At 55.9% G+C, this 14,357-nt stretch carries 8 protein-coding genes and 1 pseudogene; 6 read left to right on the top strand and 3 right to left on the bottom strand.

Features of this window, described 5'->3' with window-relative positions; translation table 11 throughout:
- Positions 1 to 87: 87 nt before the first annotated feature.
- The 3 genes from bcsG to bcsE are packed head-to-tail and all read right to left on the bottom strand — an operon-like array spanning position 88 to position 3,519.
- A complete protein-coding gene (bcsG, locus tag VGM55_RS22065; RefSeq protein WP_154187360.1) occupies positions 88 to 1,773 on the bottom strand; it encodes a cellulose biosynthesis protein BcsG in 1,686 nt (561 codons plus the stop codon).
- On the bottom strand, positions 1,766 to 1,957 hold the full coding sequence (gene bcsF / locus VGM55_RS22070) for a cellulose biosynthesis protein BcsF (RefSeq protein WP_331636731.1): 192 nt from the start codon (positions 1,955 to 1,957) through the stop codon (positions 1,766 to 1,768). Before bcsF ends, bcsG begins: the two co-directional genes overlap by 8 nt.
- Positions 1,957 to 3,519: a cellulose biosynthesis protein BcsE gene (gene bcsE, locus VGM55_RS22075; protein WP_331636700.1), complete on the bottom strand. Its 1,563-nt coding sequence runs from the start codon at positions 3,517 to 3,519 to the stop codon at positions 1,957 to 1,959. Before bcsE ends, bcsF begins: the two co-directional genes overlap by 1 nt.
- Positions 3,520 to 3,692: 173 nt before the next feature.
- On the opposite strand from bcsE, the gene bcsR reads away from it, so the two are divergent.
- The 6 genes and pseudogenes from bcsR (at position 3,693) to bcsC (ending at position 14,348) form a co-directional block, all read left to right on the top strand.
- The gene (bcsR, locus tag VGM55_RS22080) at positions 3,693 to 3,878 is read left to right on the top strand and encodes a cellulose biosynthesis protein BcsR (protein ID WP_154187517.1); all 186 of its coding nucleotides are present in this window, start codon (positions 3,693 to 3,695) and stop codon (positions 3,876 to 3,878) included.
- A gap of 12 nt (positions 3,879 to 3,890) precedes the next feature.
- Positions 3,891 to 4,627, top strand: a pseudogene (bcsQ, locus tag VGM55_RS22085) (cellulose biosynthesis protein BcsQ).
- Positions 4,620 to 7,229 carry a UDP-forming cellulose synthase catalytic subunit gene (gene bcsA / locus VGM55_RS22090; protein WP_331636701.1) on the top strand — a complete coding sequence of 870 codons (2,610 nt, stop codon included), beginning with the start codon at positions 4,620 to 4,622 and terminating at the stop codon, positions 7,227 to 7,229. Before bcsQ ends, bcsA begins: the two are co-directional and overlap by 8 nt.
- Before the next feature lie 140 nt (positions 7,230 to 7,369).
- Entirely contained in the window at positions 7,370 to 9,757 is a 2,388-nt protein-coding gene (gene bcsB, locus VGM55_RS22095) for a cellulose biosynthesis cyclic di-GMP-binding regulatory protein BcsB (protein WP_331636703.1), read from the top strand.
- 5 nt (positions 9,758 to 9,762) lie between these two features.
- Complete coding sequence (gene bcsZ / locus VGM55_RS22100) at positions 9,763 to 10,869, top strand: cellulose synthase complex periplasmic endoglucanase BcsZ (RefSeq protein WP_154187366.1); 1,107 nt, start codon at positions 9,763 to 9,765, stop codon at positions 10,867 to 10,869.
- Entirely contained in the window at positions 10,851 to 14,348 is a 3,498-nt protein-coding gene (gene bcsC, locus VGM55_RS22105; RefSeq protein ID WP_331636704.1) for a cellulose synthase complex outer membrane protein BcsC, read from the top strand. The genes bcsZ and bcsC overlap by 19 nt, the downstream gene beginning before the upstream one ends.
- The last annotated feature ends 9 nt before the right edge of the window (positions 14,349 to 14,357 follow it).

The following is a 14,357-nucleotide window of genomic DNA, read 5'->3' on the forward strand; positions in this document are numbered from 1 at the left end:
CTCGCCGCTGCTACAAGAGATTATTTTTTTATCGTAGCAAAAAAACCGGCGCCTGAGCGCCGGTTTTTGGTCATCTAAACGTTCGTATTATTGCGGGTAAGGCACCCAGTCGCCGCCGCTGAGACGGACATAAGGCTTATTCTGGTACTTCAGCACAACCGCCGTGGCATTTTCTGAAATCGGGGCAGTTTGCGGCAGGTTGCTGGTCAACGCGTTCCAGTCGACCTGGTCTGCGACAAAGTTCTTGCCGTCCACCGAGCGGGAAACCAGCTCTGAAATCGCCAGATAGCTGCTTGGCTGGTTGATTTCAATAGCATCGCCACCGTGTGGTGCCTTCATGCCGATGAATTTTACGCCGGCCGGAACGTGAGTGATATCAGGACTTGGAATATCACGCAGCCCTGAAACCTGCATCTTGTCACCTTTCAGCGCCGCGCCGTGTTCCGGCACAATCACAACCATGATTTTACGGTTCGACTTTTCAAGCTCCGTCAGGAAGGAATCCAGCTCATCAAACAACTTCTGCGCACGCGCTTTATAGTCCGCAGGTTTGCTGTTCCCCGGATAGTGGTTGCCGTCGTGCAGTGGGACCAGGTTGTAGAAGGTGGCAGTACGCGGGTTTGTCCCGTCTTTCTGCTCGCCCTCCAGCCAACGGTGGAGCACAGCCGTGTCGTCGTAGATCGGTGAATTATCGAACGCCAGCAGGTCGCTTGGCAGGCCGCTTTGATCCATCAATGGCACCTGAATGCCGCCGTATTCACGCACTTCTTTCAGGAAGTTACCGAAAACGCCGTTGTGATCCAGCATCAACTGCTGTTTAAAGCCAAGGCGCGCAAGGTCATCGAACAGATAACACTGGTTACCGGCCGGCTCATACAGATTCTTGTGCGAGGACTGGCCACAGCTGGCGCGGAGCAGGCGAATGGCCGCCGGGCCGCTGTAGGAGGTGGCCGAGTTGAAGTTTTTGAACAGAATATCGAAGTGCTTCCACAGCGGGTGCGAACTGAGGCCGACCGCTTCGATGTCGGACCATGAGAGCGAGCAGATATTAATGATCAGCAGCTCAAAAGGCTGAGCGTCAGCAGGCAGTGCGTCAGGGAATTTAGTCTGCCGCTTGGCTTCGCTGGCATAGAAGCTGTTAAGCCATGCGGTAATGTTATCGCTGGTCGGCGGCGCCGTTTGCGCCGGGATATCGCCGGGTACCGGGGCCAGCGTATTGCCGGCAGCCGTTGCCCCGGCAGCCTTACCGCCCGCGTTAACGGACGCTGTCGTCTGTGACGTCGACGGCAGCAAAGAGATAGCCGGGCCGGCCACCGTTAACAGGTTCAGCCACACCAGAATAGCCACGACAAAGACCGTGACGCGCAGCCACTGTGAAATAAAAAGCCAGGCGACCAGCAGGACAAACGCTGCCCCGATCATTTGCCAGTTAATAAAGCGGGTGACCAGATCGATAAGGTAGTCCGCGCTGAAGCCAACAACCTGTGAGCCCTGGCTCATGATGCTGTCAGGTCCCGGCAGCCAGGTATCGTGCCAGAACAGGCCAATCCCCACCGGCAGGGCTATCCAGTTACGCAGTTTGTGCAGCTTTAGCGGCGGCAGCGGGAACAGCAAAAAGGCCAGAAAGACCAGGTTTGCCAGCGGGTGAAAATTAAGATAGCCGGTCCACAGCAGCCCGAACTTCAACAGGAAGTAGTAGTTCCAGCCACCCAGGCCACGCCAGTACTGCATAAAATACGCTGGCGACTTTGCCGTTTGAGAGTGATTAGTCATGTTGATGGTCTGCCTTGACGGATGTTCGGCGCAGCGTTCCGGCCGGTTTAACGTAGCGTGGTTTTAAAAACATCAGCCGTACCGAAGCGGTAAGACGGGGAAGCCAGCGGTGAGCGGTATAGCCTAGCGGAATAAAAATAATCGCGCAAAGCACAACCAGCTGGATGATGTCGGTGATATTCATCATTGTGTCTGCTCCCCCGGTGTTTCATCCAGTAGCGCGATCGGGGTTGGCTGGCGACGCCACCCTTGGCCCTCATGCCTGACTTGACGTACGGCGTTCAGATCAAGCGTTGCGGCAAGCGGTTTCGCCCATTTTTCCGGGCGCATGGCCTGCATTTGTAAGATCTCGGCGGCAATCTGGCTGTCTTCGAACCACACCATGCGGTTGGTGAAAATGTCATTCACCGGCAGGGGGAAAATGTGATTCAGTGCGGTATCGAGATCGTTAATTCGGCAAAAGGAAAGGAACAGTACCAGGCGGTTTTCGCCGAGAGTGACAACATCCCCCATACGATTGGGTCGGCACAGGGTCAGCGCCTGTTCAACGCGCAGCCCAGGAACCGGGCGTAGAGCCACCATCACGCCTTTGCCATCTTCCGGCAGTAGTGCATTGTTCATTAGCGTGCTGATGCCGCTACAGAAGACGTCCCAAGGCTGATAGCCGCGCAGCTTCAGCGGCTGCATTTGGTCTATCAATACGCTGATGTCTTCCGGCACATGGCGGGTAAACTTCGCGCCCTGAACGCTTTCAATCATCGTCAGGCAGCGTGAAAGCGGCGCGTTCCACGGAATAATCAGCGTTGCGCCGCAGCCAAGCAGCAGCCTTTCATCGGTGGCTCGCAGGCTGGCCTGATTTTCGCGGACGATCAGTTTTAGCGCACTTCCGCGTTGGCGGCGAAGCGAGTGAATCTGCCGGGCGATGCTATTGATTTGGCCGTTTTGCGTGAGAGAAAAAATAATGGTGGCGGCCTGCGCGGTTCGCGCGGCTTCAAACAGCTGTTCATTGTTATCAAAAAGCTGCCAGTTTTCAGAGAGGGCAGGGGCACCTTCCAACACGGCAATGTGGCTTAGCACCCGCTTTTCATCGCTGCGTGGCTGAGGGGCGTTTTCGGCGTTTTCCACAACGTACCATGTTCCATTTTGCCAATGCACATTCAGTTGCTGATCGGCGGTGACGCCTTTTTCATTACACCAAAAAGCCACATCAAAACGATGGATATCACTTTGCGCTCGCAGGCTGGCAAGACCGGAAAGGTTGCGGTGTTCGTTGACCAATAATGAGAATTGTTTGTCATTATTATTCCCAACATTCACAAACAGCAGGCTGCACTTATTGCGCGTTGTCCATTTGGCCATCGCGGAGATCCAATGCCTCAGATCCGCTGTCGATATATTCTCCCAGGCGTTGTCTGAACTTAAGAGTATAAAAAAATAGTTTTCAGGATTAATACTGCACATCAGATCGCGACGTAGCGAGTTCAGTCCATTGATAGATGAGGGCATTGAAAAAAGGCGTATTTTTTCCGGCCCTGTAGTTGGATCGAGCTTTATCGCTTGTTTTGGCTGTGCCGACATCGTAATTACGGCAACGTTTGCATCCTGTTGTTGTGAGATAACAGTTTGATTAACAAGGTTTATTGCATCATTCTGATGATCGACGTTCAGCCACCAGACGCCACCAGCAGGCATATGGCTCAATTCGTTCCATAATGAACGGATGCCAAGCGAAAATATGGGTTCCATGGCGTCCCCTGGATATAAATTAGTATGTATGTCAGTTTACTAGCGTAAGCTAAGAAAGAAACCTACCATTGAAAATAAACAGCATCAGTTTTAGCATTGTAAAACATTTTTCGTTTTCCGGACATTTACCGTTATCGCTGGTAGCGAAACCCGGCTAAGGGATGACAACCAAAATGCAAGATGAAGAGACTGGCGATGTTCAGGAAAAAAAGCTTGTTTATGCCTTCCAAAATGACTTTCTGGCATTAAGTAAAGCATTCTCACTGCCGGAAATAGATTACACCGATATATCGCAGCAGGAACAGCTGGCGGCAGCAATTAAGCGTTGGCCGTTGCTGGCAGAATTCACGCAACAATAGGGAGTAGGCCTGATGGCTGTCATTGGGTTGCAGGGGTTGCGTGGTGGCGTCGGGACGACCTCTATCACCGCGGCGCTTGCCTGGTCGTTACAGCAGCTTGGTGAGACTGTGCTGGTAATCGATGCCTCGCCAGATAACCTGCTGCGCATGTTTTATAATATTGATTTCGCAGAGCCTCAGGGCTGGGCGCGCGCCATGCTGGACAATCAGGACTGGCGCAAAAGCGCCTGGCGCTATACCCGTCATCTCGACGTGCTGCCGTTTGGCCAACTGAGCCCGGCAGAGCATGAAACGTTCGAGACGGTGGAAAAAGCGCTCGGGCAGTTCAGCCATTTCCTTGCTGACCTGAAAGCGAGCCAGCAATACCAATGGATTTTGCTGGATTTGCCCCACGGTTTTAAGTCATTGACTCGTCAGCTTTTGGCGCAGACAGATAGCGTTCTGACGGTAGTCAAGCCGGACACTAACTGCCATATCCGATTGCATCAGCAGGCGTTGCCTCAGGGGCGCATTTACTGGTGAACTACCTGTTGGTCGCCAGCCAGCTGCAGGACGATATCTACCAAATCTGGCTGCAGAGCCAACAGGCGATGATCCCTATTATTCTCCATCGGGATGAAGCGATGGCGGAAAGCGCGGCGGTAAAACAGCCGCTTGGTGAATATCGCCCCGACTCGCTTATCGCCGAAGAAATTATGACGCTCGCCAATTGGTGTCTGCTGAATCTTTCAGGGAAAAAGCATGAGTAACCTGGCGTCGTGGCTGTTGCTCCCTGCTGCCCGTCAGCGGTTGGGAGAGCGTTACCGTACTTTTCGTCGCAACGGCGCTCCACCGTTTAGCGCAGTGTTGGGCTGTATCGTCTTTATTCTTGCCTGGTCTTTCCTGCCGCTTGAAGGGGAGCGCTGGGGCCGCATACGCGCTGAGCATGGTCGGTTTTACCCGCATATTAATCCCGACCGGCCACGCCCGCTGGACGCGGTGCGTTACGGTATCCAAAGCCTGTGGCTGCTGCTTCGTGCCAGCAAACAAACCGGGCGCCCGCGTATACGGTCGTTCGACCGGATGCAGGCATGGCGCGAGAGCTGGCATGGCTGGCTCAACAAACTGCCGGAAAACTTTAGCAACCGTACGCAGCATCTTGAAGAGAAGAAAGAGCTTGGCCACATCAGCCACACCGCCCGGCGTATCATTCTGGGTGTGATCGTGGTGTTTTCCGCCATTCTCGCTCTGCTTTGTATCACTCAGCCTTTCAACCCGCTGGCACAGTTCATTTTCCTGATGCTGCTGTGGGGTGTGGCGCTGCTGGTTCGCCGGTTACCTGGGCGTTTTGCCGCCTTGATGCTGATTGTGCTGTCGCTCACCGTTTCCTGTCGCTACATCTGGTGGCGCTACACATCAACTCTAAACTGGAACGATCCGGTTAGCCTGGTCTTCGGTTTGGTGCTGCTGTTTGCCGAGACGTATGCCTGGCTGGTGCTGGTGATGGGGTATTTCCAGGTTGTGTGGCCACTTAACCGCCAGCCGGTACCGATGCCAAAAGACATGAGCACCTGGCCAGTTGTGGATATTTTTGTTCCGACCTACAACGAAGAACTGCACGTGGTGAAAGGGACAATCTATGCCTCGTTGGGCATTGACTGGCCGAAGGACAAGTTGAATATCTGGATTCTGGACGACGGCGGGCGTGATGAGTTTAAGCAGTTTGCCGAGATGGTGGGGGTGAATTACATCGCCCGTCCAACGCACGAGCACGCCAAAGCCGGGAATATTAACAACGCGCTGAAGCATGCGAAAGGCGACTTCGTCGCCATATTCGACTGCGACCACGTGCCCACGCGTTCCTTCCTGCAGCTCACAATGGGCTGGTTCTTCAAAGAGAAACAGCTGGCGATGATGCAGACGCCGCACCACTTCTTCTCGCCCGATCCGTTTGAGCGCAACCTTGGGCGTTTTCGCAAAACGCCAAACGAAGGCACGCTGTTCTACGGGCTGGCGCAGGACGGCAACGACATGTGGGATGCCACGTTCTTCTGTGGCTCTTGTGCGGTGATCCGTCGTGGCCCACTGGACGAAATTGGCGGTATTGCCGTTGAAACCGTGACCGAGGATGCGCACACTTCACTGCGTCTGCACCGACGCGGCTACACCTCAGCTTACTTGCGTATTCCGCAGGCGGCCGGGCTGGCGACGGAAAGCCTTTCGGCACACATTGGCCAGCGTATTCGCTGGGCGCGCGGCATGACGCAGATTTTCCGCCTCGATAACCCGTTCTTTGGGAAAGGGCTGAAGTTTGCTCAGCGGCTCTGTTACGCCAACGCCATGTTCCACTTCCTTTCAGGGGTCCCGCGACTTATCTTCCTGACGGCACCGCTGGCGTTCCTGCTGTTTCACGCCTATATCATTTACGCCCCGGCAATCATGATTGCGCTGTTTGTTCTGCCGCACATGATCCATGCCAGCCTGACGAACTCAAAAATTCAGGGCAAGTACCGCCATTCGTTCTGGAGTGAAATCTATGAAACGGTGCTGGCCTGGTATATCGCCCAGCCTACGCTGGTGGCGCTGTTTAACCCGCACAAAGGGAAGTTCAATGTTACCGCGAAAGGCGGGCTGGTTGAAAACGAGTACGTGGATTGGGTGATTACACGCCCGTATCTGGTGCTGGTGCTGATAAATCTTCTGGGCGTTGCCGTTGGGGCATGGCGTTTCTTCTATGGTCCGGAAAACGAAGCGTTAACGGTGGTCGTGAGCCTGCTGTGGGTGTTCTACAACCTTATCATCCTCGGTGGAGCGGTGGCGGTCTCGGTTGAGAGCAAGCAAGTCAGGCGCGCGCACCGTGTTGAAATTGCCATGCCTGCGGCGCTGGCGCGTGAAGACGGGCATCTTTTCCCTTGCACCGTGCATGATTATTCAGACGGCGGGGTGGGCATCAAGATCCATGGGCCAGCGCAGGTGCTGGAAGGGCAAAAAGTTAACCTGCTGCTGAAACGTGGTGCGCAGGAGTATTTCTTCCCGGCTCAGGTCGTCAGGGTCTTTGGCGACGAGGCTGGCCTGCAGTTGGCACAGATGACTACCCGGCAGCATATTGATTTTATTCAGTGTACTTTTGCCCGCGCCGATACCTGGGCGCTGTGGCAGGACAGTTTCCCTGAGGATAAGCCGCTGGAGAGCCTGCTGGATATTCTCAAGCTTGGGTTCCGGGGTTACCGGCACCTGGCGGAGTTTGCTCCACCGTCATTGAAGTTTGTTTTCCACGCGCTCACCGTGCTGGTGGACTGGATTGTGTCGTTTATTCCGCACAGCCCAACCGTCGAACCAGCAAAGCGGCGGACCTTGTCTGCATCGGCCTGACGAGATTGCTTTTGAAGCGGGAAAAAGCGTGGTTTTTCCCTCTTTGTATCCGGCAACCGAAAACTATGAATTGATGTTCTCTGGTGTTTCTTCTTTCGCCTGAGGTTTGTCAACAGCCTGTTTAATTTGATGAAAACGCGATGAAAAGAAAAATATCCTGGTTTTATGCAGCGGCGGTAGGCATTAGCGCCCTGCCTGTTACGGTGGCAAGCGCGGCTGACGCGACGCCGACGGTCCCGGCCGTTGCGACGGCAACCCAGGCGGTGGTTACGCCTGCTCCGGGCGCGGCGGAAGCGATGGTGCCTGCAACGCCTGCGGACAACGCGCCTACGGTGGGGCAAGTCATGCCGAGTGTACCGGGTGCAAATGCGCCTATCGTCGCCGAAAATGTGCCCTCTCGGGATGTGAAACTGAGTTTTGCACAAATTGCGCCGCCGCCGGGAAGCATGGTGTTAACCGGCGTGAATCCTAATGGCGGGGTTGAGTTCGGCATGCGTCGGGATGAAATCGTCTCTAAAGCGCTGCTGAATCTTGAATACACGCCTTCTCCGTCGCTGCTGCCGGTGCAGTCTCAGCTGAAAGTCTATCTTAACGATGAACTGATGGGCGTTCTGCCGGTAACCAGAGAGCAACTGGGGAAGAAAACCTTTGCTCAGGTGCCTGTTGATCCGCTGTATATCACCGATTTTAACCGCGTACGGCTGGAGTTTGTCGGCCACTACCGCGACATCTGTGAAAACCCGGCCAGCACTACGCTGTGGATGGACGTCGGGCGCAGCAGTTCACTTGCGCTGACCTACCAGCGCCTGCCGGTGCAAAATGACCTGTCGCATTTCCCGGTGCCTTTCTTCGACTCGCGTGACGATCGCCCGTTGACCTTGCCTGTGGTCTTTGCCGCCAGCCCGGATATTGAGCAGCAGCGAGCGGCAGGTATTGTTGCCTCATGGTTTGGTTCCCGCACGGCGTGGCGCGGGCAGCGCTTCCCGGTGCTGTATAACCAGCTGCCAACCAGCAACGGTATCGTGTTTGCCACAAACGATAAGCGCCCGGATTTCCTGCGCGATCGCCCGCCTGTTCAGGCGCCAACCGTTGAAATGATGAGCCACCCGGATAACCCGTATATCAAGCTGCTGGTGGTTCTGGGTCGCGATGACAAAGACCTCGTTCAGGCGGCAAAAGGTATTGCCCAGGGTAACGTCCTGTTCCGCGGCAGCAGCGTGACCGTGGATGACGTGAAGCCGCTGTTGCCTCGCCAACCTTACGATGCGCCAAACTGGGTGAGAACCGATCGTCCGGTGACGCTTGGCGAGATGAAAGGTTACCAGGAACAGCTGCAGTCCAGCGGGCTGGAACCGGGTGCGATTAGTGTGACGATGAACCTGCCGCCGGATCTGTATCTGCTGCGCAGCAACGGCATCGATCTTAACCTGAAATATCGCTACACCGCGCCAGCGATGAAAGACAGCTCGCGCATGGACATCAGCCTGAACAACCAGTTCCTCCAGTCGTTCAACCTGACGCCGAGCGAAGAGAACAACAAGCTGCTGCTTCGCCTGCCGGTGCTTCAGGGTCTGCTGGACGGCAAAACCGACGTGTCGATTCCGGCACTGCGTCTGGGGGCCGCCAACCAGCTCCGCTTTGACTTCTCGTATATGAACCCGATGCCGGGCGGTTCGATAGAAAACTGTATTACTTTCCAGCCGATACAAAACCATGTTGTGGTGGAGGATGAATCGACGATCGACTTCTCGAACTACCATCACTTTATTGCGATGCCGGATCTGCGTGCCTTTGCCAATGCGGGCTTCCCGTTCAGCCGTATGGCCGACCTCTCGCAAACCATCGTGGTTGTCGGCAAAGAGCCTAAACCTGCGCAGGTGACCGCGCTGCTGGATACGCTTGCCACGATTGGATCCCAGACCGGTTTCCCGGCCGTGAACGTCAATCTGACGGATGACGGCAGCGCTATTCAGGGTAAAGATGCGGACGTCATGATAATCGGCACTATTCCGCCGACGTTGAAAGATGACAAACGCATCGATCTGTTGGTTGAAGCGGCCCAAAGCTGGGTGAAAACCCCGGTTCGCCAGACGCCGCTGCTGAGTACGGTTTCCGATCCAAAAGATCGTGCAGCTGATACCCAAACCACGGTGACTTCCAAAGGTGCTATGGCCGCTATCGTGGGCTTCCAGTCGCCGTATAACGACCAGCGCAGCGTCCTCGCGTTACTGGCGGACAGCCCCCGCGGCTATGAGTTGCTGAATAATGCGCTTAATGATAGCGGTAAGCGTGCGGCTATCTCTGGTTCAGTTGCGGTGATTCGTGAGTCCGGCGTTGATGGCCTTCGTGTAGGCGATATTTACTATGTTGGCCATCTGCCGTGGTTCGAGCGTATCTGGTACGCGTTGGCTAACCACCCGGTATTGCTGGCTATTTTCGCGGCGATAAGCGTGGTGCTGCTGGCCTGGGTGCTGTGGCGCATACTGCGTATTATTAGCCGCCGCCGTATCGATCCGGACGATGAGTAATCACCATGAAAATCAGCGCCGTACTGCTGATGGTCGGGCTGATGTTAACAGCCGTTACCGGGCGGGCCGCCTGTACCTGGCCTGCCTGGGAGCAGTTTAAACAAAATTACATCAGCGACCAGGGAAGGGTTATCGACCCCAGCGATGAGCGCAAAATTACCACCTCAGAAGGCCAGAGTTATGCGCTCTTTTTTGCTCTGGCCGCTAACGATCCGGTGATGTTCGACAGGCTGCTGCGCTGGACGGAAAACAACCTTGCCGAAGGGGCGCTAAAAGACCACTTGCCCGCCTGGTTATGGGGCAAAAACGACAAAGACGCGTGGACGGTTTTAGACACGAACTCCGCCTCTGACGCCGACATGTGGATTGTCTGGAGCCTGCTGGAGGCGGGGCGTTTGTGGCATAAACCTGCCTATACGCGCCTTGGTGAACAGCTATTAAAGCGTGTTGCGAAAGAGGAGGTGATTAACGTTCCTGGTCTTGGCTTTGTGCTTTTGCCGGGGCGGGTGGGTTTTAATCATGCCCCGGACTGGCGGCTAAATCCAAGTTACCTCCCGCCGCAGGTGCTCCAGCGGATGGTTCGCTACCGTGGGCCCTGGTCGGCCATGCGTGCGGCAAACCAAAGACTGCTGCTGGAGACGGCGCCGAAAGGATTTTCCCCAAACTGGGCTGAATGGACTGAAGGCAAAGGCTGGCAGTTTACGGCAGAGGATGTCCGCCACGGCAGCTATGACGCGATACGCGTTTACCTGTGGGTTGGCATGATGGCCGACAGCGATCCGCAGAAAGCTCGGCTGCTGAAGGCATTCCAGCCGATGGCCGATATGACGCTTAAACAAGGTTTGCCGCCGGAAAAAGTCGATGTGCAAACCGGAAGTGTTCAGGGTAACGGGCCGGTGGGATTCTTCGCCGCCATGCTGCCCTTTTTACAGGATAGCGAAGCACGGGAAGTGCTGCGCCAGCGGGTTGAGCAGAATTTCCCCCAGGCTGACGCCTATTACAGCTATGTTTTAACGCTATTTGGTCAGGGATGGGATCAAAAACGTTTTCGCTTCAATTCTCTTGGTGAATTAATCCCGAGCTGGGGTCAGGTATGCGCAAGTTCTCATTAAGTTTAGTCACTCTCTCATTGGGTATGGCGCTGATGCCAATGGCTCAGGCCGCCTTGACGCCTCAACAGCAGCTGCTTGATCAGGTGAGGATGGGGGAGGCCAGCAAGCGTGAAGATATCGTGCGCCAGTCGCTCTCCCGGCTGGAGCTGATGGCGCCCGACGATCCGGATGTTATCTCTGCCCGGATGCGCTATCTGCTACGCCAGGGTGACAATGCCGGGGCGAAAAAGCAGCTAGACCGACTGGCAAAACTTGCTCCAGGCTCTGATGAATATAAACAGTCGCAGGCTACCATGATGCTGACCAGCGCAGACGGCCGTCAGCAGCTGCAGCAGGCTCGGCTGTTGGCGACCAGCGGGCACACCGAGCAGGCAATTGCCGCCTATGAAAAAATGTTCAATGGCAACCCGCCTGAGGGCGAGCTGGCGGTTGAATATTGGATGCTCATGACGAAGCGTCCTGCCAGTACGAACCTGGCGATTGATAAGCTAAAAGCGCTTAATGCCGCTGCTCCAGGGAACGGCGAGCTGCGCGGAAACCTGGCGCGCCTGATGTTTGCCAACGGCCGCAGCGCTGAGGCGTACCAGGTCCTACAGCAAATGGCGAAGTCAAACAGCAGCCGGGAAGATGCCGCTGCGCTTTGGTATTCCCAAATTAACAGCTTACCTACAGGCCCGCAAAGCGTTGCCGCTTTGCAGACGTTTCTCGGCATATTTACCGAGGGCGATACGGTTGCCAGCGCGCGCGATCGCCTCGCACAGCAGCAAAAACAGTTGGCCGATCCGGCTTTCCTCGCGCGAGCTAAAGGCTTAGAGGATGTTGGCGGCGGGCGCGGAAATCAGGCGATCCCACAGCTGAAAGAGGCGTTAAGCGCGAAGCAAAACGACAGCGAAGTGGTGGGCGCGCTGGGGCAGGCTTATTCCCAGCAGGGGAAACGTGCCCTCGCAATACAGCAGTTCGAGAAAGCGATTCAGATGGATCCTGAAAGCGATAACCGTGGAAAGTGGGACAGTTTATTAAAAACCAACCGCTACTGGCTGCTTATCGAACAAGGCGATGCCCAGCTAAAAGCCAATAACCCTGATGCCGCGCGGCAGAAGTACCAGCAGGCGCAGACGATTGATAATACCGACAGCTATGCGGTGCTGGGCTTTGGTGATGTTGCCGTCGCCAAAAAAGACGACGCCAGCGCCGAGCGCTATTACCAGCAGGCCCTGCGAATGGATCGCGGTAACAGCAACGCAATTCGCGGGCTGGCGAACGTTTATCGCCGCCAGTCGCCGGAGCGTGCAACGGCCTACATTCAAAGCCTTTCCACTAGCCAGCGCAAAAGCATTGATGATATTGAACGTAGCCTGACGGGTGAACGCCTGGAGCAGCAGGCTACCGCGCTGGAAAGCCAGGGGCAGTGGGCAAGAGCGGCGGAGGTTCAGCGTCAGCGGCTAAAACTCGACCCGGACAGCGTGTGGATAACCTATCGCTTGTCTAACGATCTCTACGCCGCCGGGAAGCACAGCGAGGCAGACAGCCTGATGCGCGGTCTTGCTCAACGTAAGCCCGGCGATGCGGAACAGGTCTTTGCTTACGGTCTTTATCTTTCGGGCAATAACCAGGATGCGGCGGCGCTAAGCCACCTCAACACGCTGCCAAAAGCGCAGTGGAACGACAATATTCGCGAGCTTGCCGATCGGCTGCAGTTCAACGAAGTGATGCAAACGGCTAATCGACTGCGTGACGGCGGGAAAGAAAAAGATGCGATTGCGCTACTCCAGCAGCAGACGCCGTCCGATCGCATTGATTTGACGCTGGCTGACTGGGCCGCCGAGCGCGGTGACCGCACAGCGGCTAAAAATCAGTATCAGAAAGTCCTGCAGCGCTCGCCGAATAACGAAGACGCGCTGTTAGGCTTAACCGAGGTGCTGATCGCCGAAGGCAATAAACCGCAGGCTCGTGACCTGCTGGCTAAGCTGCAGACATCCCCGGAGGGCGTTGCCCCGTCGATCAATACTCAGCGCCGCGTCGCAAATGCCTGGGCCGCTCTGGGTGATAACGAAAAAGCCGCGCAAACCTATGCCCCGATTCTTGTCGCGGCGAAAAGCCAGCCGCCGTCCATGGACAGTGCGCTGGTGATGCGTGATGCTGCGCGCTTCCAGGCCACAAACGGTCAGCCACAGCAGGCGCTGGAGACCTATAAAGATGCAATGGTCTCCTCCGGCATTACTCAGAAACGTCCAGCGGATAACGATACCTTCACCCGCCTTACCCGCAACGATGAAAAAGACGACTGGCTGAAGCGCGGGGTGCGTAGCGACGCCGCCGATCTTTACCGTCAGCAGGACGTGAACGTGACGCTCGACCATGAATACTGGGGCTCCAGCGGTACGCCGGGTTACTCCGATCTAAAAGCACACACCACGATGCTGGAAGTAGATGCGCCGCTCAGCGACGGGCGCATGTGGTTCCGCACCGATATGGTCAATATGGACGTTGGGTCGTTCAAAGATAACGGCTCGGGCTACAACGAGCGTTGGGGCACCTGCGCGGAACATAACTGCTTTGGCAGCACCAAACAGCACGCCAACGGCGCAAGCCTGGCGGTTGGCTGGAAAAATGACACCTGGCAGACGGATATTGGTACCACGCCGCTGGGCTTTGACGTCGTGGACGTTGTCGGCGGCGTTAGCTACAGCAACGACCTCGGGCCGATTGGCTACACCGTCAATGCACACCGACGCCCAATCTCCAGCTCTCTGCTCTCCTTCGGCGGACAGCGGGATCCGAATACCAACACCGTGTGGGGCGGCGTTCGTGCAACCGGCGGTGGCGTTAGCCTGAGCTACGACAAAGGTGAGGCTAACGGCGTTTGGTCTAGCCTGAGCGCAGACTCGTTTACCGGTAAAAACGTTGCCGATAACTGGCGCGTGCGCTGGATGACCGGCTACTACTACAAGCTGATTAACGAGAATAATCAGCGGCTGACCGTGGGTCTCACCAATATGGTCTGGCACTATGAAAAAGACCTTAGCGACTACTTCCTCGGCCAGGGCGGTTATTACAGCCCGCAGAAATACGTGTCGTTTGCCGTGCCGGTGACCTGGCGTAAACGTACCGAGAACTGGTCATGGGAACTGGGCGCTTCCGGCTCCTGGTCGTATTCTCACAGCAATGCGGGCATGCGCTACCCGCTGCGCAACCTTGTGCCAAACAACACTAACGACTATCCGGACGATCCAAATGGTTATCCGGACCGTAACGATCCATTCTCAGCCAGCAGCAGTAACGGTTTCGGTTATACGGCCAGGGCGCTGGTAGAGCGCCGTATCAGCGCGCACTGGTCAATTGGCGCGGGGATTGATATTCAGCAGGCCAAGGACTACACCCCAAGCCACGCGCTGATTTTCGTTCGCTACTCGATGGCGGGCTGGCAGGGCGATATGGATATGCCGCCTCAGCCGCTGGTGCCTTACGCGGACTTCTGATCGGGCGCA

It is taken from the genome of Cedecea sp., assembly GCF_036500665.1.
In the GTDB taxonomy this organism is placed as follows: Bacteria; Pseudomonadota; Gammaproteobacteria; order Enterobacterales; family Enterobacteriaceae; genus Cedecea.

Bases quoted from the DNA above. Each gene is read 5' to 3' on its own strand.
- bcsG (WP_154187360.1), bottom strand. From the start codon at position 1,773: ATGACTAATCACTCTCAAACGGCAAAGTCGCCAGCGTATTTTATGCAG.
- bcsF (WP_331636731.1), bottom strand. From the start codon at position 1,957: ATGAATATCACCGACATCATCCAGCTGGTTGTGCTTTGCGCGATTATT.
- bcsE (WP_331636700.1), bottom strand. From the start codon at position 3,519: ATGGAACCCATATTTTCGCTTGGCATCCGTTCATTATGGAACGAATTG.
- bcsR (WP_154187517.1), top strand. From the start codon at position 3,693: ATGCAAGATGAAGAGACTGGCGATGTTCAGGAAAAAAAGCTTGTTTAT.
- bcsA (WP_331636701.1), top strand. From the start codon at position 4,620: ATGAGTAACCTGGCGTCGTGGCTGTTGCTCCCTGCTGCCCGTCAGCGG.
- bcsB (WP_331636703.1), top strand. From the start codon at position 7,370: ATGAAAAGAAAAATATCCTGGTTTTATGCAGCGGCGGTAGGCATTAGC.
- bcsZ (WP_154187366.1), top strand. From the start codon at position 9,763: ATGAAAATCAGCGCCGTACTGCTGATGGTCGGGCTGATGTTAACAGCC.
- bcsC (WP_331636704.1), top strand. From the start codon at position 10,851: ATGCGCAAGTTCTCATTAAGTTTAGTCACTCTCTCATTGGGTATGGCG.